This is a genomic window from Oceanicella actignis, assembly GCF_900111545.1.
GTDB lineage: Bacteria > Pseudomonadota > Alphaproteobacteria > Rhodobacterales > Rhodobacteraceae > Oceanicella > Oceanicella actignis.
This window is the reverse complement of record NZ_FOHL01000003.1, coordinates 22,632-41,935: the sequence shown is the minus strand read 5'-3', so window position 1 is coordinate 41,935 and position 19,304 is coordinate 22,632. Positions and strand designations below refer to the sequence as shown.

The window sequence follows — 19,304 nt, the reverse complement described above, 5'->3', positions numbered from 1 at the left end:
CGCGCCGGAGGACATAATCCGCTGGCGCGCCCGGACCGCGGCGGCCACAATGCCGCGACCCGAACGCCCGCAACCGACCGGAGCCCGCATGCCGCACCGAAGCAAACGCCTCGCCCTGATCCGCGCAGGGATCGACACCTATCGCCAGCCCGTCGTCTACATGCGCGCCGATTGCGACCTGTGCCGGTCCGAGGGGTTCTCGTCGCTGGCGCGGGTCGAGATCACGCTGGGCGCGCGCAGCATCGTGGCCACGCTCAACGTGGTGACCGAGGGCGCATGGCTGCCGCCGGGCGCGGCGGCGCTGAGCGAAGCGGCGTGGGAGGCGCTCTCGCCCGAGCCGGGCGCGATGGCCAGCTTCTCGCACCCCGAGCCGCCCGTCTCGGCCGACGCCATCCGCGCCAAGGTGTATGGCCGGCGGCTGGACCAGGCGGCCTTTCGCGACATCGTGCGCGACATCGTCGGGCGGCGGCTGTCGGAGCTTGAGCTGGCGGCCTTCGTCGCCGCCTGCGCGGGCGACCGGCTGGACGCCGAGGAAACCGTGGCCCTGACCCGCGCCATGGTCGAGACCGGCCGGCGCCTGGAATGGGGCGAGGGCATGGTGCTGGACAAGCACTGCGTGGGCGGCCTGCCGGGCAACCGGACCACGCCGATCGTGGTCGCCATCGTGGCGGCCTCGGGGCGGCGCATTCCCAAGACGTCGAGCCGGGCCATCACCTCGCCCGCCGGCACGGCCGACACGATGGAAACCATGGCGCCGGTCGCGCTGGCGGCCGCGGCGATGCGCAAGGTGGTCGAGGCCGAGGGCGGCTGCGTGGTCTGGGGCGGCGGGCTGGACCTGGCACCGGCCGACGATCTGCTGATCCGGGTCGAGCGCCCGCTCGATTTCGATTCCGAGGGGCAGATGGTGGCCTCGATCCTGTCCAAGAAGGCGGCGGCCGGCTCGACGCATGTGCTCATCGACATGCCCGTGGGGCCGACGGCGAAGGTGCGCTCAAGCGCGGCGGCGCACATGCTCGAGGCGCGGCTCCTGACGACGGCCGAGGCGCTGGGCCTGAACGCGCGGGTGCGCCTGAGCGACGGGTCGGGCCCGGTGGGGCGCGGGATCGGTCCCGCGCTCGAGGCCCATGACGTGCTGGCCGTGCTGCGCCGCGCGCCCCACGCGCCGCAGGATCTGCGCGAGCGCGCGCTGGACATCGCGGGGGCGCTTCTGGACATGGCCGCCGAGGCCGAGGGCGGCCCCGCCGCGCAGGGCCGCGAGACGGCGCAGGCCCTGCTCGACTCGGGCGCGGCCGAGGCGAAGTTCATGGCCATCTGCGCCGCGCAGGGCGGATTTTCCGAACCGGGCCGCGCGGCCCATCGGCGCGTCGAGCGCGCGCCGCATGCCGGCGCGGTGGCGCAGATCGACAACCGGCGCATCGCGCGCATCGCCAAGCTGGCCGGCGCGCCGGGGCGCAAGAACGCCGGGGTGCTGCTGCACGCGAGCCTGGGCCAGAGGGTGGACAAGGGCGATCCGCTCTACGAGATCCACGCCGAGACGCCGGGCGAGCTGGAGTGGGCCGCCGAATATGCCGGCGCGCGCGCCCATCCCTTCCGCATCGAGGCCGAGGCATGAAGCCGCTGCTGCTGGTCTTTCCGGGCATGGAGCGGCTGGCCGCCGCGCTGGCCGCCGAACTGGACGCCGAGCGCGCGCCGGTCGCGCTGCACCGCTTTCCCGACGGCGAGACGCTGGTCGCCCTGCCCCCGGATCTGGACGGGCGCGACGCGGCGCTGTTGGTCGGGCTGCGCGACCCCGACCGGCAGGCGCTGGCGCTGCGCTTCGCCGCCGTCACGGCGCGCGAGCTGGGCGCGCGTCGGGTCGGGCTGATCGCGCCCTACATGGCCTACATGCGCCAGGACGCGCGCTTTGCGCCCGGGCAGGCCGTCAGCGCGCCGATCTTCGCCCGTTTTCTCGAGGAAGGCGTCGACTGGCTGACCACGCTGGACCCGCACCTGCACCGCATCCCCTCGCTCGATGCGTTGTTCTCGATCCCCGCGCGCCGCGCCGTCGCGGCGCCCGCCATCGCGCGCTGGGTGGCGGCGAACGTGCCCGACGCGGCGCTGCTGGGCCCCGACGGCGAAAGCGGCCAGTGGGTGCGCGAGGCGGCGCGCCTTGCGGGTCTGCCCTTCGAGGTGCTGACCAAGCGCCGCTCGGGCGATTTCGAGGTGACGCTGAGCGCGCCCAGCGCAAGGCTGGCGCGCACGCACACGCCGGTGGTGGTGGACGACATCGCCTCGTCCGGGCGCACCATGGCGCGGGCCGTGGCGCTGCTGCGCGAAGCCGGCGCGCGCGCTCCGGTCTGCGTGGTGACGCACGCGATCTTCGCGGGCGATGCGCTCGAGGTCATCATGGCCGCGGGCGCGGCGCGGGTGGTGAGCACGACCTCTCTGCCCCATCCGACGAACGCCATCGAAATCGCGCCGCAGCTGGCCGCCGAGACGCGCGCCCTCGGCTGGGGCGCCGCGCCCGAAGGCTGAGCGCCGCGCCTCATGGCGGCGCCTGGCTGGGCCGGGCGCGGCCGGCCGCCCCCTGGCCTCGCACGGAATTGCCGGGCCCCGGCACGCATCCGGCCGATCGCCCGCCGCGCAGGGGCCGCCGGCGCGCCTGCAGACGCTGCGCCCGGCATGCGCCCGCCCGCACCCGCCCCGCCCGGGTTTTCCGGGCCCCGGCGCCCATCCGCCCGATCGCCCGCCGCGCAGGGGCCGCCGGCGCTGCCATGAACGCTGCGCCGAGGGTGCGTCCGTCTCTGCGCGGCGCATGGGCCGGACCCGCTGGGGCCCTTGGCGCGGCCCCCCTTGCCAGGACCGGGCCGAGGGGCGCCATGGCCCGCTCGGGCCATGGTCTGACCAAGGGTTGGTGGGGCGGCGAAGGCTGGGCCTGCGCGGCGCCAGCCAAGGGGGAAGGGTTCCGGGCGCAAGAGGCGCTCGTCCGGCGCGGGCCGGGCGGCGGCGGGTCGGGCGTCGCCACGCCCGCCCGTCGGCCATGGGCGCCGCCTTGCCAGGCTCGGGCGCCAAGCCGACCGGCGGGGGCCTGTCGCGCGCCGCTCAGCCGCCCGCCAGATCGGGGAACAGGGCGCGCATCGCCTCGGGCGTTGCGGCGCACAGGCCGCGCTCGGTGATCAGCCCGCTGACCAGCTCGGCGGGCGTGACGTCGAAGGCGGGGTTGCGCGCGCCCGTGGCCTCGGGACAGATGCGCACCTGAACGATGCGCCCCTCGGGGTCCAGCCCCTGCACATGGGTGACCTCGCGCGGGTCGCGCTCTTCGATCGGGATTTCGCTCAGCCCGTCGGTCGCCGTCCAGTCGATGGTCGGCGAGGGCAGCGCGACATGGAAGGGCACGCCGTTGGCCCTGGCCGCCAGCGCCTTGAGATAGGTGCCGATCTTGTTGCACACATCGCCGCGGGCGGTCACGCGGTCGGTTCCGACGATGACCAGATCCACCTCGCCGCGCTGCATCAGATGGCCGCCGGCATTGTCCACGACAAGCTCGTGCGAAACGCCATGGCTCGCCAGCTCCCACGCCGTCAGCTGCGCGCCCTGATTGCGCGGGCGCGTCTCGTCGACGAAGACATGCACGTCCATGCCGGCCTCGACCGCCTGGTAGATCGGCGAGGTCGCCGTGCCCCAGTCGACCGTCGCGATCCAGCCCGCGTTGCAGTGGGTCAGCACGTTGACCCGCCCGCCGCCCTTGCGCGCCGACGCCTCGCGCAGCAGCGCCAGGCCGTGCTCGCCGATGCGGCGGTTGATCTCGACATCCTCGTCGCAGATGGCCGCCGCCTCGGCCGCCGCCGCCTCGGCGCGCCGCGCCGCGGGCAGCGGCGCCAGCGCGGCGTGCATGCGGTCGAGCGCCCAGCGCAGGTTGATCGCCGTGGGCCGCGTCGCCAGCAGCCGGGCGCGCGCGTCGGCAAGGGCCTGATCCGAGGGATCCTCCTGCATGCGCAGCGCCACGCCCCAGGCGGCCGTCGCGCCGATCAGCGGCGCGCCGCGCACCCACATCTCGGAAATGGCGCGGGCGAAGTCCTGAAGCGTGCGCAGCGCGACGATGCGCAGCTCGTGCGGCAGCCAGCGCTGGTCGATGATCCGCACCTCGCCGCCGGCGTCGCGCCAGATGGAACGATAGTGAACGCCGTCGATCTTCATGGCCGCCTCCTGCGTCGCTTCGCCCGCCCCTTCTAGACGCGCGCGCGGGCGGGCGCCAGAGCGCGCCGCCTGCCCCGCCCGACCATTCCGCATGACCGGGCGGGGGCGGGGCGGGCGTCAGGCGCCGCGCGCGGGCGCCTTGACGCGGAACACGATCAGGTAAAGGGCCGGCGCGAACAGCAGCGTGATCACCGTGCCCGCGACGATGCCGCCCATCAGCGCATAGGCCATCGGCCCCCAGAACACCTGATGCGAGATCGGGATCAGCGCCAGGCTGGCCGCCGAGGCGGTCAGCACGATCGGACGCGCGCGGCTCTCGGTGGCCTCGCGCACCGCCGACCAGGGGTCCAGCCCCTCGGCGCGCAGGGCCTCGATGCGGTCCACCAGGATGATCGAGTTGCGGATCAGGATGCCGCCCAGCGCCAGCACGCCCAGAATGGCGACGAAGCCCATGGGCGCCCCGGCCGAAAGCAGCGCCGCGACGACGCCGGTCAGTCCCAGCGGCGCCACCGAAAGCACGATCAGCGCAAGGCGGAAGCTTTGCATCTGCACCATCACGAGGGTGATGATGATCAGCACCATCAGCGGCGCGACGGCGGCGATGGGCGCCTGGGACTCGGCGCTTTTCTCGACCGAGCCGCCCAGCTCGACCGCATACCCCGCCGGCAGGTCCTGCGCGAAGCGCGCGATCTTCGGCGCCAGCGCCTTGACGATGGTGGCGGGCTGGTCGTCGGTGGCGACGGCGGCCTCGACGGTTACGGTGGGCATGCGGTTGCGCTGCACGACCATGGGCTGCTCGGTCTCGAAGCGGAAGGCGGCGATGGCCGAAAGCGGCGCCGCGCCCCCGCCGGGCAGGCTGATCTGAAGGTTGTAGAGCGCCTCGACCGAGCTGCTGGCCTCGGGACGGCCGCGCGCGGTGACGTCGATCAGATATTCTCCGTCGCGCAGGCTGGTCATGCGCGCGCCGTCATAGATGGTCGCCAGCGCCGAGGCCACGTCGGGCGCCGTCAGCCCCAGCTGGCGCGCCTTGTCCTGCAGAAGCTCGAGCCGCACCACCTGCGCGGGGGCGTTCCAGTCCAGCGCCAGCGCCGTCAGGCGCGGATCGGTGGCGACGACGGCGGCCAGCTCGCGCCCCAGATCGCGCACCTTGTCGATGTCGGGCCCCGACAGGCGATACTGCACCGGACGCCCCACGGGCGGGCCGATGTCCAGCAGCTTGACCAGCACGTCGGCCTCGGGCAGCTCTTGCGCGGCAAGGCGCGTCAGCTCGGCGCGCAAGCGGTCGCGCGCCTCGATGGCGGGGGTCTGGATCACGATCTGCCCGAAATTGGGCGAGGGGGTCTTGGGCTCGGAGGGCAGCAGGAAGCGCGGGGCCGAGCGCCCGACATAGGCGGTCCAGAACAGCGCCTCGTCGCGGCCCTTCAGATGCGCCTCGATGCGCGCCAGCGCGGCCGAGGTGGCCTCGATCGAGGCGTTCTGCGGCAGCGTGACGTTGACCAGAAGCTCGCGCCGGTCGGAATCGGGGAAGAACTGCTGCTCGACGAAGCGCATACCCCACAGCGAGGCCGCGAAGGCCAGCGCCGTCAGCGCCACGGTCAGCCAGCGCATGCGCATGGCGCCCGTCAGAACGGCGCGGAACATGCGCCGCGACAGGCCGGGCTTGTGCGCGTCATGCGCCCAGCGCGCGGGCAGCAGCGTCACGCCCAGCACCGGGGTGAACAGCACCGCCACCACCCACGAGACCAGCAGCGACACGGCGATCACGACGAAGAGCGAGAAGGTGAACTCGCCCGCCGCCGAGCTGTTGAGCCCGATGGGAATGAAGCCGGCCGCGGTGATGAGCGTGCCCGTCAGCATGGGAAAGGCGATGGTGCGCCAGGCGTAGGAGGCGGCCGCCCGGCGGCTTTCGCCCAGCTCGAGGCGGGTGATCATGGTCTCGACCGCGATCATGGCGTCGTCCACCAGCAGCCCCAGCGCGATGATGAGCGCGCCCAGCGAGATGCGCTGCAGGGTGAAGCCGGCATGCTCCATGAACACGAAGGTGATCGCCAGCACCAGGGGCACGGCCAGCGCCACCACCACGCCCGCCCGCAGCCCGACCGAGATGAAGCTGACGATCATGACGATGGCCACCGCCTCGAACAGCGCCTGGGTGAAATGGCCCACGGCCTCTTCGACGATGGCGGGCTGGTCGGCGATCTTGACGATCTCGACCCCGACCGGCAGGCGCGCGCGGGCCGCGTCCACCACCTGGTCCAGCGCCTTGCCGAACTTGAGGATGTCGGCGCCCTTGCGCATGCCCACGCCCAGGCCCAGCGCCTCTTGGCCGTTGTAGCGGAACAGCTCGGAGGGGGGCTCCTCGTAGCCGCGGCGGATCGTGGCGACGTCGGTCAGGCGGAAGAAGCGGTCGCCCACGCGCAGGTTCACCCCGGCGAGGCCGTCGGCGTCCAGGAACTGCCCGCCCACGCGCACCAGCACGCTTTGCGCGCCGGCCTCGATCACGCCCGAGGGCACGATGGCATTCTGGGCGGCGAGCGTGGCGCGCACCTGCTCGAGCGTGACGCCCAGCGCGGCCATCTTCTCGGGGGCGAACTCGAGATGCACCACCTCCTTGCGGTCGCCGAAGATGATGACCTTGCCCGCATCCGGCAGGCGCTGGATGTCGCGGCGCAGCTCCTCGGCCATGTCCTTGAGCTCGCGAGGGGAATAGCCGTCGGCGATGAAGGCGTAGAGGTTGCCGAACACGTCGCCGAAGCGGTCGTTGAATCCGAAGCCGGCGAATTCGGGCGGGAACTCGGCCCGGATGTCGTTCATCATGTTGCGCACCTGCTGCCAGACGCGCGGAATGGCCGGGCCGCGGATGGTCGGCTCGAGGTTCACATAGACGATGGTGCGCCCGGGCCAGGTGACCGAGCGGGTGAAGTCCAGCTCGTCCAGCTCCTCGAGCTTCTTCTCGATGCGGTCGGTGACCTGGTCCAGCGTCTCCTGCACCGTGGCGCCGGGCAGCGCGGCGGTGATGACCATGGTCTTGATGGTGAAGTCCGGGTCTTCCTGCCGGCCGATGTTCAGATAGGACATCACGCCGGCGATCATGCTGACCGCCATCAGATACCAGACGAAGGAACGGCGGCGCAGCGCCCAGTCCGACAGGTTGAAACCTTCGCTCATCGCGGCATCCTCGGCCCAAGCCTCTGTCCTTCGGTCAGCGAGCGCACGCCCTTCACGACCACCTCCTCGCCCGCGCTCAGCCCCGACAGGATCACGACGCGCCCGTCGATGCGCGCGCCCACGCGCACCGGGCGCAGCTGCGCGCGGCGCTCGGGCGGGGCGACGACCCACACCGCCGGCCCTTCGGGGCCGCGCGTCAGCGCCTCGGCGGGAATGCTGGGCGGCCCGGCCTTGACGGGGGGCGGCGCGACGAAGGCCAGCGCGCCGATGCGGAACTCGGGCGGGGCGTCGGTCATGGCGAAGCGCGCGCGCCGGGTGCGGGTGCGCGGATCGGCGACCGGATCGACCCGGCGCAGGCGCAGATCGGTCCGAACCTCGGGCAGCGCGGCGAGCCGCGCGCTTGCCGGCGCATCGCCGGCGAACAGGGTCAGGTCCGCCTCGGTCAGATCGGCCACCACCTCGCGCTCTTCGACCGCGGCGACGCGCAGCAGCGGCGCCCCCGCCGAGACCGCCGCGCCCGGTTCTACGAAGACCTGCGTGACCACGCCGTCATGGGGCGCGCGCAGCGTCGCCTTGTCGAGCCGGTCCTGCGCCTGGGCCAGCGCCGCGCGGGCCTGCTCGAGACGCGCGCGCGCCGCCGCCAGCTGACGCTCGGCATCCTCGAGCCGCGCCGCGCTTTCGACCCCGCGCGCGACCAGCTCGGCCTCGCGATCGCGCGCGTCCTGAGCCGACAGCAGCTCCTGCTCGGCCGCGATCACGCCGGCGCGGGCCGCCCAGACGTCGGCCTCGAGCGCCTCGGGATCGAGCCGCGCCAGAACCTGCCCCGTCCGCACCTCGTCGCCCACATCGGCCGGCCGCGCCGCCACGACGCCCGAAAGCGGAAAGGCCAGGTCCGTCTCGACGCGCGCGACCACCGCGCCGACGAAGTCGCGCCGCCCGGCCGCCTCGGCGCCGACGATGACGCTGACCACCGGACGCGGCGGCGCTTGCTCGGGCGCGGGGCCTTGCGACATGGCGCGCGCGCCGGCGCCGCTCAGCGCCAGCGCCAGCATCGCGGCCGCGCAGGCGCCGCGAAGGCGCGGACCGGCCGTGGCGAAGGGGGAGTCGCTGGAGGGCGTCTTCGGGGGATTCGCCTTGCGGGGGGTCATTCCGTCACCTCCGAGAGCACGACCCTGCGGCCCGGATAAAGCAGCTGCGCGCCCGCGACCACGACCAGCTCGCCCAGCTCGACGCCCGATTCGAGGATGATGCGCCCATCGGCGAAGCCCGACAGCGCCACGGGCCGGATCGCGACGCGGCCGCTTGCCGGATCCGCGACCCACACCGCCGCCGAGCGCCCAAGGGCCGACAGCGCCGAGGCGGGCAAGGAGATGCGCTCGGGCAGGGTCTGCGAGACGATGGCGCGCACCGGATCGCCAAAGCCCAGCCCTTCATGCGGCGGCTCGACCGCCACCTTCACCTCGACCGTGCCGGTGCGCGGATCGACCAGCGGCGAGATGCGCCGCACCTTGCCCGCATGGCGGATCGAGGGATCGGACAGCGGATGCAGCGTCACCTCCAGCGCCTCGGGCACGCCGGTGGGGGCGGTTTCGGGCGCCTGGAACACCGCGTCGATCGCGTCGCCAAGCGCGAGCGTCATGACGGGCCGCGCGGCGCCCACCACCTCGCCCGGCTCGATGAGGCGCTCGATCACCAGCCCGTCGGCGGGCGCGCGCAACACGGCGTCGGACAGGGCCTTGCGCGCGCGGTCCAGCTCGGCCCGGGCGCGTTCGAGGCCGGCGCGGGCGACGAAATAGGCGCGCCTGGCCTCGTCGCGGCGCACGCGCGTCGAGGCGCCGCGCTCGAGCAGCGCCTCCTGCCGGCGGAACTCGGTCTGGGCGCGGCGATGGTCGGCCTCGGCCGCCTCGAGCGCGGCCTGCGCGGCGCGCAGCGCCTGCTCCTGCTGGATGGCGTCGAGGCGGGCCAGCTCTTCGCCGGCGCGCACGCGCTCGCCCTTGTCGCGGCTGACCGACAGCACCCGGCCGCCCATGGGAAAGGCGACGTCGAGGCTGTCGCGCGGGGCGATCTCGCCGGTCAAGGCCAGAACGCGGCGCACCGGGCGCGGCTGGGCGCGCACCACTTCGACGCGAATGGGCGCCTCGGCGGCGGGGCCCGCGGCCGGCTCGGACGCGGCTTCGGCGCCGCGCGCCGGCGCGGCCAGAATGCATGACGCGGCGATCAGGGCCAGAACGGCCCCCGGCGCGGCGCGCCGGCGGCGATCACTGGTCATCGGTCGGCTCCTTGCCCGGAAGGGCCTCGATCATCCGCCGCAGCTCGGGCAAGGCGGCGCGGATCTGCGCCCTGCCCTCGGGCGCGGCGGCGAACATGTCGAACAGGCGCAGCCCCTCGATCGCGCTCCAGATGGCGAAGGCGCGGTCGGGCGCGGCGGTTTCCGCCGCGATCCGCGCCCAGCGCGCGCGGAACTCGGCGCGCACGGGGTCGAGCAGCGCCGGATCCTCGGCGCTTGCGGCGAGAATGGCCATGGGCAGGCGGTCGCCCTCATCCATCATCTGCTCGAGCGCCGAGAGGAACCCGCGCAAGGTGGGATTGGGCGCGCCGCGCGCCGCCTCGCGATGGGCGTCGCAACGTGCGCGCAAGGCCTCGACCTCGCGCGCGATCAGGGCCGCGAGCAGCGCGGCCTTCGAGGGGAAGTGATAGAGCACGCCGCCCTTGCTGAGGCCGCTCGCCGCGGTGACTGCGTCGATGGTGACGTGACGCGCGCCGCGCTCGCGCGCGATGCGCGCGGCCGCGTCCAGAATGCGCGCGCGCGTCTCCCCGGCCTGAGCCGCCTGCTTGTTGCGATGCGGAATCGTCATGGCGGGCGCGATATACCGTCCAGATGGTTCAGTCAACGCGGAAGTCTTGAACGGCGGCGAATTGGGGGTTGTGGCGGCCCCGGTTTTGTTGGTATTTCCCGCCTCGGAGACGTGGCCGAGTGGTCGAAGGCGCTCCCCTGCTAAGGGAGTAAACGGGCAACCGTTTCGAGGGTTCGAATCCCTTCGTCTCCGCCACTGTCCCTTGCGGAATTTTTCTCTTCCTCAGCGTGCCCGAAATTTTCCCCTTGTTATCAAGGGTTACGCCGATGGGCTGTTCACCGCCGGAGGCGCGAGACGGCTGAAATCGGTCTCTCCGTGCCGATATTCTCTGAACCTGATGACTGCGCGGATTTGGTAAATTTTCCGCAAAATACTGATTTAAAACGAAAAATTAGTAATGCAACCTGAACACTTCGCTGCGGGTGGCAACCGGCGAGAACCGACCGAGATCGGACGTTCGCCAGCGTCTCGACAGGTGTAGAGCGCGCTGCTAGGGGTGCCGCGCCTCGCGGTGGGTTCAAATCAACATTGTTTTCTCGAACCAACGGCACTCAATTGGCCCATTGCGAAGACAGCGCTTCCGCCTGTTGCAGAACGGTCCTGATCGCAGCGTCCTGCAGGTCTGGAGGATACCCGTACTTACGCAAGATGCGTTTCACCAGAACCCGCATGCGTGCCCTTGCGGACTCGCGATGGGACCAGTCCACAGTCACGTTCGACTTGAGGCTCTCCAGAAGCTCGTGCGCGATCAGCTTGAGTGAATCGTTCCCAAGGACCTCGATCGCGCTCTCATTGGTGGCGAGAGCGTCGTAGAAGGCGATCTCTTCCTCGGTTAGACCTTCTTCCTCGCCCCTCTTCATGGCCTCTCGAATGTCCTGCGCGAGTTCGATCAGCTCCTGGAGCACTTCGACAGTGCTGATCGCGTTCGTGTGGTACCGCGCAACGGCCTGCTCTAGTCGCTCAGAGAACCTCTTGCTCTCGACGACGTTTGACCGTGCACGGGATCGGATCTCGTCGTTGAGCAACTTCTTGAGCGCCTCAAGCGCGAGGTTCTTCTGTTCCATCTGCCGGACTTCCGCCAGGAAATCATCCGAAAGTATCGAGATGTCCGGCGACTTGAGCCCCGCGGCCGAGAGAATATCCACGATTTCTGTCGAAACCACGGACCTGTCGATGATCTGCTGAACGGCAAGGCGCTTGTCGGCCGCCGAGCCACCTGTCCCTTGCGTGGCTTTTACAAGCGCTGCCCGAACGGCCTGGAAGAAACCGACATCATCGCGAATGCGCTGGGCCTCTTCGCTGGCCGCTGCCAAGGCAAACGCTTTCGATAACGCAAGGACGTCGTCCTGGTACCGCCGAAGGGCTTTCTTTCTCGCTTCTTCGTCCGCTTCCTTCGCGGCTGCCGCGTGCTGGCGCTCCAGGATCCAGTTCATTGCTGCCGCGAGCGTCCGGAGGCGATCTGACGGTTCCCCCTTCAAGGCTTGGCTGTAATCGAACCCATGGAAGTGATCCCGAACGATCTCGTAGCGCTTCAGCATTTCCGCTACCGCCTCGGCCTCGTCGATGCCGGCCTGGCGCCGGTCGCTCTCGGAATACTGGCCCAGCGCGTTCTTCAGGTTTTGGGCGATCCCGATGTAATCCACCACGAGACCGGCGGGCTTGTCGCGGAAGACGCGGTTCACCCGAGCGATGGCCTGCATCAAACCGTGCCCCTGCATCGGCTTGTCGATGTACATGGTGTGCATCGACGGGGCGTCGAAACCCGTCAGCCACATGTCGCGAACGATCACGAGTTTGAGTGGGTCGTCTGGATCCTTGGCGCGCTTCGCGATCAGATCCCTGCGTGCCTTGTTGCCGATGTGTCGTTGCCAATCCGCTGGGTCTGATGCCACCCCCGTCATCACGATCTTGATGACGCCGGCATTGTCATCGTCGGAATGCCACGCAGGACGAAGCGCTACGATCTCGTTGTAAAGCGCGACGCAGATTCGCCGGCTCATGCAGACGATCATGCCCTTGCCATCAAGCGCGGCGAGCCGCCGCTCGAAATGCTCGACGATGTCGGCCGCAACCATCTTCAGGCGCTTCTCGGCGCCAACCAGCGCCTCGACGTTGGACCATTTCTGCTTCAGCTTTTCCTGTTCGGTCAGGGCCTCGTCTTCTGTCAGTGCTTCGATCTCGGCATCAATCCGGGGCTTCTCCTCCTCGGGCAGCTCGATGCGGGCCAGACGGCTTTCGTAGTAGATGGGTACCGTCGCGCCATCCTCGACCGCGCGGGTGATGTCGTAGATGTCGATGTAGTCGCCAAAGACGGCGGGCGTGTTGACGTCGTCCGTTTCGATCGGCGTTCCAGTGAAGCCGATGAATGACGCATTGGGCAGCGCATCGCGGAGGAGTTTCGCGAAACCATAGGTACGCTTGCCTGTCTTGGGGTCGATCTTTGCCCGGAATCCGTAATGGCTCCGGTGGGCCTCGTCGGCAATCACGACCACGTTGCGCCGATCGGTCATCTTCCCTTCCGACAGCTTCTGCAGGGTCGTGAAGATGATCCCACCTGAGACGCGGTTCAGGACCTGTTGCAGATGCTCGCGGCTCTCCGCCTGCTCGGGCGTCTGGCGGATCAGGTCGCGGCACATGGAAAAGGTCCGGAACAGCTGATCGTCGAGATCGTTGCGGTCAGTGAGCACGACGATGGTCGGGTTCTCCATCTGCGGGTGCCGCACCAGCTGGCCCGCGAAGAACGCCATGAGCAGGCTCTTGCCTGAACCTTGGGTGTGCCAGATCACCCCGGCCTTGCGATCGCCGTCGACGGCGGTCGCGCGAAGTGTGCTTTGAACCGCCTTCTTGACTGCATGGAATTGGTGGTAGCCGGCGATGATCTTGACGATGCCCGAGCCGGTGTCGCCGAACACCGTGAAGTCGCGGATGAGCTCCAGGAAACGCCGCTTCTCGAATACGCCCTCGATCAGCACGTCCATCTCGGGGCTGCCCTTTGGCGCCACCTCGCGCCCATCTGTGGTGCGCCAGGGCATGAATCGCTCCTCGTTGGCGGTGAGCGACCCAACCCTCGCCAAGGTGCCGTCGGAAGTCACCAGCACCGCGTTGGTACGAAACAGCGAAGGAATTTCGGCCTTGTAGGTCTGCAACTGATTGTAGGCGGTGGTGAGCGTTGCCGTCTCCGCGCCCGGGTTCTTGAGCTCGATCACCGCCAGCGGCAGGCCATTCACGAAGACCACCACGTCGGGGCGGCGGTTGCGGCCGCTCTCGATCACGACCATCTGATCGACGACCACCCAGTCGTTGGCGTCTGGGTAATCGAAATCAATCAAGCGCACCTTGTCGCCGCGAATGGTGCCGTCCTCGGCGTGGAACTCCACATCCACGCCCTCGACAATCAGCCGGTGAAGCCTGCGGTTTTCCTCGACAAGCGACGCGCTTTCCGACCCCAGAACCTGCTTGATCGCCTCCTCGCGCGCCTCGGCGGGAATGTGGGGGTTCAGCCGTTCGAGCGCCGCTTCCAGCCGCCCGCGCAAGATGACGTCATCATAGGCCGACCGCTCGGGCGCCGTGCCGTCCGGGCCGATGACGGCATCGGGCGCGTTCGCATACCCAAGCTCGCCGAACCTGGCGATCAGGGCCTTCTCGATGTCGTCTTCGCTGAGGAAGGTCATAACAAACTCTGTTCAACATTGGGTTGCTTGTGGATTGCGCTTACTATCGCATGCGCCATTGAAATTGCTTGCAGATCATACGTGCCCGTTAGAGCGGGCCGGGACGCGACGAAAGCCAAGGTCTTCTGAGATTTCCTTGCCCGCGGGCATGTGAGGGTCGTGGCACACAGCCCGCGCGCAGGGCAGGTGCGACACCTAGGCAGCGCCGCGGACGCTTCGTTAACTTGACATTCGCACCTTTCGCGCACATATTTCTGGCAGCTCATCTGCCATGTGTAGAAGGAGTTTTCGAGGTCGCTCCGAGAAATCGGCGCGGCCTTAGCTTTTTCAACGCCGGCCAGCATGGTACGAATCCCTCTCCTTCCTGAACTTGCGGACTCGGTGGGTGCGGTCCGTACAGAAAGCCGTCTTCAGAAGCAGGTAGCCCCCACGTTGTGCCAGGACGACGAGATACTCCTCTTGGTACCACAAGATCCAATTGAGCTCTCGCGCACGCTTCTGTTCCCATACGTCAATAGCCGCAACTGCATCAGCGTTCTCGATGACCCAGCGTATCAGCGGAAGTCTTTCGCACCGCCTCAAGTCAGGCATGCGGTCATCCTCAACGCGGCCTTCTGAAATCAGATGCCAGAAGCAGGCCCATTTCCGATTGTGTTCTGGAACACGGCGGGCGCTCACGGGCACGCCACGAAACCTGAGATCATGCCGAATAATGTCGCGTTCGAAGACCTCATAAAGAGCGGCCTCGTATGCCTCCCAAAGGCCGCCGAAATCATTCAACGTGATTAGTCGAGGCGGCGTCATTGGCGCACCTCGTTCGCGCGCCAGCGCAGCAGGTTGAATTTCCGGTTTTGAAAGGCCGAAGTCTGCGAAAGGGCACCCGGCCCAAGTGCTGCCTTCAGATCGGCGATCAGCGCCGTTTTGGCCGTACTTCCCGCTAATCCGCGATTCTCGTAAGCGATGGCACCAATCAGAAGATCAGTAAGTTGCAGGAGCGCACTCTCATGGGAACGCACCTGCTGAACGCGTTCGACCGTCTCGTGGCCAAAGTCGTACAGGCTGTTGCAAAGCACCTCATGCAAATGGCGCGCCTTGCGTCCGCCGCGTGTATCCTTGAGGTCAAGGTAGACGCGATAGCGGTTCGGGGCCGCGAAGACGTACCGCAGCATGGTGTAGTACATCTTGTAGTACCACTCGTCGTGGTTCTGCCCGAAACGTTCGTGATCCAGTGCTCCTTTGTCCGGAATAAGAACGCCCCGGAAATGCAGAGCGTCATCTCGCAAGAACATGGCAATCAGGTCTTGGTAGAAGTCGACTTTCCCTTGTGAGACTTTCGTCCACTTGACCTCAAAATCAGGAGCCAGGCCGTGGTGCCGCTTGAGGTCACCAATCGCCCGTGAAATGCGCCGCACCTCTTGGGCGCGGCAGTACACGCCCCCAAGAACCATGACCGGGATATTGTCATTCTCCAGGTGACAGCTTTCGTCGCAGTAGATGTTGTAGATCAGTGAGGTCATCCTCTCTCTCCCGCGAGATCAGCGAGCGCCGCTTTCAGTACCTGGAAGCAGACTCTTGCCGTGTGCTCATCCGGGGCAAAGCCTGAAACCAGCTGTTGACGTGGGTGAATGTAATTGCGGAAGTCGCGCAAACCGTGGCCAAATTTCCGCACGTCCGGGCTAAGCAGGCCAGCCTCGCAAGCTGCGTCAATGAAGGCCGCGAGGGTCCAGTCCTGGAAGGGTCGGACCTTTCCCGTCTTGTCCTTCGGCGCACAAGTGGCTCGGTTGAACATGGCCGGATCGGCTTTCGCGGCGCCGAGGAGCGCCCCTTCAAGGACGCTGCCACAGAGGAAGATCACCGAAAGATGCGCGCCGGCCTTCAGAGCTTTTCTTGCCTCGGCGATCCGGGCCTCAAGGATCTGTGCAACCCCCGAATCCACCGGAAGCCGCTTGATGTTCGGGATCTGGAACTCGCGGTCGAGAAATCCCGCCTCGGCGTCGGGAGCGCGCGCGGCCTTCTTGCCGGTCAGGCGCGCCACGATGCTCCTGCAGCGATCGAGCAAGGCCTCATCCGGCGTTTCGCCTCGCAGTTCCCTGCTGGCGACGTAGGCCTCGAGCAGCTCCTCCAGAACCTTGCCCACCAACGCGTCGGGCTCCCGCTCCCAGAAGGCACGCAGCTTCTTGGCCTTCGAGGTGCCGTAGGTCTGATACTTGCGGGAATGGATATCGACGCCGTGGCGGCGGAAGAACTCGGCGAAGGTGGCGTCGGTGTAATCGAGCACATAGCCGCCGCCCATGCCGAGCAGGCTTTCCAGATACCGTTTGTCGATATCCGAAAGCCTGCTCATCCTCCGCCCTCCACGATCTTCTCGGCCTCGGCCACGCGGATCTCGCCGGACATGAGCCTGGGCAGCAGCAGGTCGCGGGTCTGGGCGAGGGTGCGGGATTCTTCGCCGTTTGCCCTGATCTTATCGAAGGCCGGATCAACAATGCGGCCGAATGCCTCCCAGATTTCCTCGCTGGGGATCACGACAGGAAATGCCTCTACCGCTTCCTTGTTGGTGCGCTGGCGTCCGGAGGTGCCGGACATGCTCTTGATCGCGTGGCGTCGAAATTCGGGATGGCGAACAACGAGATAAGAAAATGGTTTCGGAACGGGCGGTCGCGCTCGCATGACGATGAACTCAGTGGAGCCCCAACCCACGCTGCCCTCGGGCAAGCTTTGGATGAAGGCCGCTTTCCCGTTCTCCAGGCAAGGCGTGATCCTGGCAAGCAAGGCGTCGCCATTTCGGAACCGCATACCCGACGTGAAGTCGCGTTCGAGCCAGTCGTCAGCAACCGAGCCCTGCGTCGGTAATGCCGCCATGTTCAAGTAGGGCGCGGGTGTTCCCTTCTTCAGAGGCTCGGAGGGGTTGAACTCGATCAAATCCCCCAGCGTGCCCATCTCCCACCCCTCGGGCTTGCCCTGGTCGTCGAGGCGGGCGGGGAAGAGGGGCCAGAGGTCGGGGGCGAGGTAGGGCTCGCGGCCTTCCATTTTCGCTCGGGTGGGGCCGAAATCCACGAACCAGTCGCGAAAGATCGCCCGCGCCATGGCCTCCAGCGTCGCATTCATCCGCCGGTTCAGCGCTATCTTGTCGTCGAGGGCGGAGAGGAGCGATCCAATCGCGGCTCGTTCGGAAGGGGTAAGATCAACAAGGTCGTAATCCGTCAGGGATTGCCAAGCGACGCGCTGACGACCCGAGGTGCCGGACATTTGCTTGATTGCAAAGGAACGGAAATCAGGATGACGTGTGACATAGTAGACGAAATCGGTGTCGCAGGTCTTTTTCGGTCGCAGAACTATGAATTCCGTCGAGCCGTGCGCGGCAACGCCACGGCCAAGGCCGCGAACAAACCCGCCTTTACCGTTCTCAAGGCACGGGGTGATCCGAGCCAACAACGTGTCGCCGTCTCGGAACTTCGAGCCCGAGCCTTTGAATTCGCGGGTCTCGGTTACTTGGAAGTAACGCTCCGTGGTGGGCAGAGATGCCATATCCACGAACGGCGCCATAGTGCCCCGGCGCAAAGGGGTAGTCGGGTTGAATTCGACAATTTCCGAGAGCTTCAAAGCGTCACCCCTGCCAGCCTCTCACGAATGACACCGGTCAGCCGCTCCGCCTCGGCGAACTGCTCCTCCAGTTCCGCCTGCAATTCGGCGAAGCGTTCGGGGAAGGGCGTGTCGTCGTCTTCGGCGGCCTCGACGCCGACATAGCGGCCCGGGGTCAGGACGTGGCCATGGGCCCGCACCTCTTCGAGGCTCGCCGATTTGCAGAAGCCGGGGATGTCCTCGTAGCCTTCGCCCTCGCGCCAGCGGTGGTAGGTGTCGGCAATCTTCTCGATGTCCTCATCCGAGAACTCGCGCCGCGTGCGGTCCACCATGTGGCCAAGCTTGCGGGCGTCGATGAACAGGATCTCGCCCCGCCGGTCGCGCAGTTTCCTGTCCCGCGCGATGCCGTTCGACTTGTCGCGGGCGAGGAACCACAGGCAGACCGGGATCTGGGTTGAATAGAACAGCTGCCCCGGCAGGGCGATCATGCAGTCGATGACCTCGCCCTCGATCATCGCCTTGCGGATCTCACCCTCGCCCGATTGCGTGGACGACATCGAGCCGTTGGCCAGCACCACCCCCGCCGTGCCGGTGGGCGAAAGGTGGTGCAGGATGTGCTGAAGCCAGGCGAAGTTGGCGTTGCCCTTGGGCGGGATGCCATACTTCCAGCGCGGGTCGTCGCGCAGGCGCTCGCCGCCCCAGTCAGAGACGTTGAAGGGCGGGTTGGCGAGGATGAAGTCGGCCTTGAGGCTGGGGAATTCGTCCTTGTGGAAGGAGCCTTCGGAATTCCAGCGGATGTCGGCGTCGATCCCGCGCACGGCAAGGTTCATCCGGCACAGCCGCCAGGTGGTGTGGTTGCTCTCCTGCCCATAGATGGCGATGTCGCCGATGCGGCCGCCATGCGCCTCGACAAAGCTTTCGGATTGCACGAACATGCCGCCCGAGCCGCAGCAGGGGTCATAGACGCGGCCTTTCCAGGGCTGGAGCATCTCGACCATCGTTTTGACGACCGAGCGGGGGGTGTAGAACTCGCCTCCGCGCTTGCCTTCGCTGCCGGCGAACTCCTTGAGGAAGTATTCGTAGACGCGGCCGAAGAGGTCGCGCTCCTGCCCCTTTTCCGTGCGGGTGGAGATGTTGGCGATAAGGTCGATCAGCTCGCCCAGCATGATCGCCGAGAGCGCGGGGCGGGCATAGTCCTTGGGCAGCACGCCCTTGAGCGAGGGGTTGTCCTTCTCGATCGCCAGCATGGCGTCGTCGATGATCTTGCCGATGGTGGGCTGTCTGGCGTTGGCCTGCAGGTGGGACCAGCGGGCCTCCTTCGGCACCCAGAAGATGTTGTCGGCGAGGTATTCGTCGCGGTCCTCGGCGCCTTCGGGGTATTCGGCCATCAGCTCGGCGTGCTTGGTCTCGAAACTGTCGGAGATGTGCTTGAGGAAGATCAGGCCGAGGACGACGTGCTTGTAATCCGACGGCTCCATGTTGCCGCGCAGCTTGTCGGCGGCCTTGAACAGCTCTGCCTCGATGCCCAGGGGGGCGTTGTTGTTCGTTGCCATCACTCCTCGCCTTCCAGTCTGGATGGGGCGACCTTGTTGCCGGTCAGCCTTTCGTATTCTTCGACGGACAGGACCACGACGACCGGGCGCCCGTGTTTCTCGACCACCACCGGCTCGGCGCGGGCGAGGTCGATGAGACGGCCGAAGTTGTACTTGGCGTCGCGGGCGGAAAGTGCGGTCATGGGTGGTCCTCCCATGACGAGAAGTGGCCGAAATGGCCATTGGAATCAATCGGAAATTGAAAGTAGCCGCGCTGGCGGACGTCCAGCAGAGCGGGCAAGCAGGATGGAGTTTATGGA

At 67.8% G+C, this 19,304-nt stretch carries 13 protein-coding genes and 1 tRNA gene; 3 read left to right on the top strand and 11 right to left on the bottom strand.

The window, feature by feature from the left end; all coding sequences use genetic code 11:
* The first annotated feature begins 88 nt into the window (after positions 1–88).
* Together BMW67_RS05485 and BMW67_RS05480 are read left to right on the top strand one after the other, a co-directional pair.
* Positions 89–1,612, top strand: a complete 1,524-nt coding sequence (locus tag BMW67_RS05485) for a thymidine phosphorylase family protein (protein ID WP_072746506.1) — start codon at positions 89–91, stop codon at positions 1,610–1,612.
* Positions 1,609–2,514, top strand: coding sequence for a ribose-phosphate diphosphokinase (locus BMW67_RS05480; RefSeq protein ID WP_072746507.1), 906 nt, complete (start codon positions 1,609–1,611; stop codon positions 2,512–2,514). The genes BMW67_RS05485 and BMW67_RS05480 overlap by 4 nt, the downstream gene beginning before the upstream one ends.
* A gap of 567 nt (positions 2,515–3,081) precedes the next feature.
* Here the strand turns inward: BMW67_RS05480 and mtnA are convergent.
* The 5 genes from mtnA to BMW67_RS05455 all read right to left on the bottom strand — a co-directional run bounded on the left by mtnA (position 3,082) and on the right by BMW67_RS05455 (position 10,199).
* The gene (gene mtnA / locus BMW67_RS05475) at positions 3,082–4,176 is read right to left on the bottom strand and encodes an S-methyl-5-thioribose-1-phosphate isomerase (protein WP_072746508.1); all 1,095 of its coding nucleotides are present in this window, start codon (positions 4,174–4,176) and stop codon (positions 3,082–3,084) included.
* A 117-nt stretch (positions 4,177–4,293) separates the two neighbouring features.
* Complete coding sequence (locus tag BMW67_RS05470) at positions 4,294–7,344, bottom strand: efflux RND transporter permease subunit (protein ID WP_072746509.1); 3,051 nt, start codon at positions 7,342–7,344, stop codon at positions 4,294–4,296.
* The gene (locus BMW67_RS05465; protein WP_072746510.1) at positions 7,341–8,492 is read right to left on the bottom strand and encodes an efflux RND transporter periplasmic adaptor subunit; all 1,152 of its coding nucleotides are present in this window, start codon (positions 8,490–8,492) and stop codon (positions 7,341–7,343) included. Before BMW67_RS05465 ends, BMW67_RS05470 begins: the two co-directional genes overlap by 4 nt.
* A complete protein-coding gene (locus BMW67_RS05460; protein WP_083581165.1) occupies positions 8,489–9,613 on the bottom strand; it encodes an efflux RND transporter periplasmic adaptor subunit in 1,125 nt (374 codons plus the stop codon). Before BMW67_RS05460 ends, BMW67_RS05465 begins: the two co-directional genes overlap by 4 nt.
* Entirely contained in the window at positions 9,603–10,199 is a 597-nt protein-coding gene (locus BMW67_RS05455; RefSeq protein ID WP_072746511.1) for a TetR/AcrR family transcriptional regulator, read from the bottom strand. The genes BMW67_RS05460 and BMW67_RS05455 overlap by 11 nt, the downstream gene beginning before the upstream one ends.
* 105 nt (positions 10,200–10,304) lie before the next feature.
* On the opposite strand from BMW67_RS05455, the gene BMW67_RS05450 reads away from it, so the two are divergent.
* A tRNA-Ser gene (locus BMW67_RS05450) sits at positions 10,305–10,394 on the top strand.
* 356 nt (positions 10,395–10,750) lie between these two features.
* Here the strand turns inward: BMW67_RS05450 and BMW67_RS05445 are convergent.
* From BMW67_RS05445 to BMW67_RS05415, 6 genes are all read right to left on the bottom strand, one after another.
* On the bottom strand, positions 10,751–13,870 hold the full coding sequence (locus tag BMW67_RS05445) for a type I restriction endonuclease subunit R (protein ID WP_072746512.1): 3,120 nt from the start codon (positions 13,868–13,870) through the stop codon (positions 10,751–10,753).
* Positions 13,871–14,670: 800 nt separating this feature from the next.
* The gene (locus tag BMW67_RS05435) at positions 14,671–15,387 is read right to left on the bottom strand and encodes a DUF3800 domain-containing protein (RefSeq protein ID WP_072746514.1); all 717 of its coding nucleotides are present in this window, start codon (positions 15,385–15,387) and stop codon (positions 14,671–14,673) included.
* Positions 15,384–16,214 (bottom strand): hypothetical protein, encoded by an 831-nt coding sequence (locus BMW67_RS05430; protein WP_072746515.1) that lies wholly within the window; start codon positions 16,212–16,214, stop codon positions 15,384–15,386. The genes BMW67_RS05435 and BMW67_RS05430 overlap by 4 nt, the downstream gene beginning before the upstream one ends.
* Positions 16,211–17,473 (bottom strand): restriction endonuclease subunit S, encoded by a 1,263-nt coding sequence (locus BMW67_RS05425; protein WP_072746516.1) that lies wholly within the window; start codon positions 17,471–17,473, stop codon positions 16,211–16,213. Before BMW67_RS05425 ends, BMW67_RS05430 begins: the two co-directional genes overlap by 4 nt.
* Entirely contained in the window at positions 17,470–19,005 is a 1,536-nt protein-coding gene (locus tag BMW67_RS05420) for a class I SAM-dependent DNA methyltransferase (RefSeq protein WP_072746517.1), read from the bottom strand. The genes BMW67_RS05425 and BMW67_RS05420 overlap by 4 nt, the downstream gene beginning before the upstream one ends.
* Entirely contained in the window at positions 19,005–19,187 is a 183-nt protein-coding gene (locus tag BMW67_RS05415) for a type II toxin-antitoxin system Phd/YefM family antitoxin (protein WP_072746518.1), read from the bottom strand. Before BMW67_RS05415 ends, BMW67_RS05420 begins: the two co-directional genes overlap by 1 nt.
* Positions 19,188–19,304 lie beyond the last annotated feature (117 nt).

What these genes read in the sequence shown, in the direction of transcription:
- BMW67_RS05460 (WP_083581165.1), bottom strand. Translation starts at nt 9,613, where the DNA reads ATGACCAGTGATCGCCGCCGGCGCGCCGCGCCGGGGGCCGTTCTGGCC.
- mtnA (WP_072746508.1), bottom strand. Translation starts at nt 4,176, where the DNA reads ATGAAGATCGACGGCGTTCACTATCGTTCCATCTGGCGCGACGCCGGC.
- BMW67_RS05435 (WP_072746514.1), bottom strand. Translation starts at nt 15,387, where the DNA reads ATGACCTCACTGATCTACAACATCTACTGCGACGAAAGCTGTCACCTG.
- BMW67_RS05420 (WP_072746517.1), bottom strand. Translation starts at nt 19,005, where the DNA reads ATGGCAACGAACAACAACGCCCCCCTGGGCATCGAGGCAGAGCTGTTC.
- BMW67_RS05470 (WP_072746509.1), bottom strand. Translation starts at nt 7,344, where the DNA reads ATGAGCGAAGGTTTCAACCTGTCGGACTGGGCGCTGCGCCGCCGTTCC.
- BMW67_RS05480 (WP_072746507.1), top strand. Translation starts at nt 1,609, where the DNA reads ATGAAGCCGCTGCTGCTGGTCTTTCCGGGCATGGAGCGGCTGGCCGCC.
- BMW67_RS05465 (WP_072746510.1), bottom strand. Translation starts at nt 8,492, where the DNA reads ATGACCCCCCGCAAGGCGAATCCCCCGAAGACGCCCTCCAGCGACTCC.
- BMW67_RS05430 (WP_072746515.1), bottom strand. Translation starts at nt 16,214, where the DNA reads ATGAGCAGGCTTTCGGATATCGACAAACGGTATCTGGAAAGCCTGCTC.
- BMW67_RS05455 (WP_072746511.1), bottom strand. Translation starts at nt 10,199, where the DNA reads ATGACGATTCCGCATCGCAACAAGCAGGCGGCTCAGGCCGGGGAGACG.
- BMW67_RS05485 (WP_072746506.1), top strand. Translation starts at nt 89, where the DNA reads ATGCCGCACCGAAGCAAACGCCTCGCCCTGATCCGCGCAGGGATCGAC.
- BMW67_RS05445 (WP_072746512.1), bottom strand. Translation starts at nt 13,870, where the DNA reads ATGACCTTCCTCAGCGAAGACGACATCGAGAAGGCCCTGATCGCCAGG.
- BMW67_RS05415 (WP_072746518.1), bottom strand. Translation starts at nt 19,187, where the DNA reads ATGACCGCACTTTCCGCCCGCGACGCCAAGTACAACTTCGGCCGTCTC.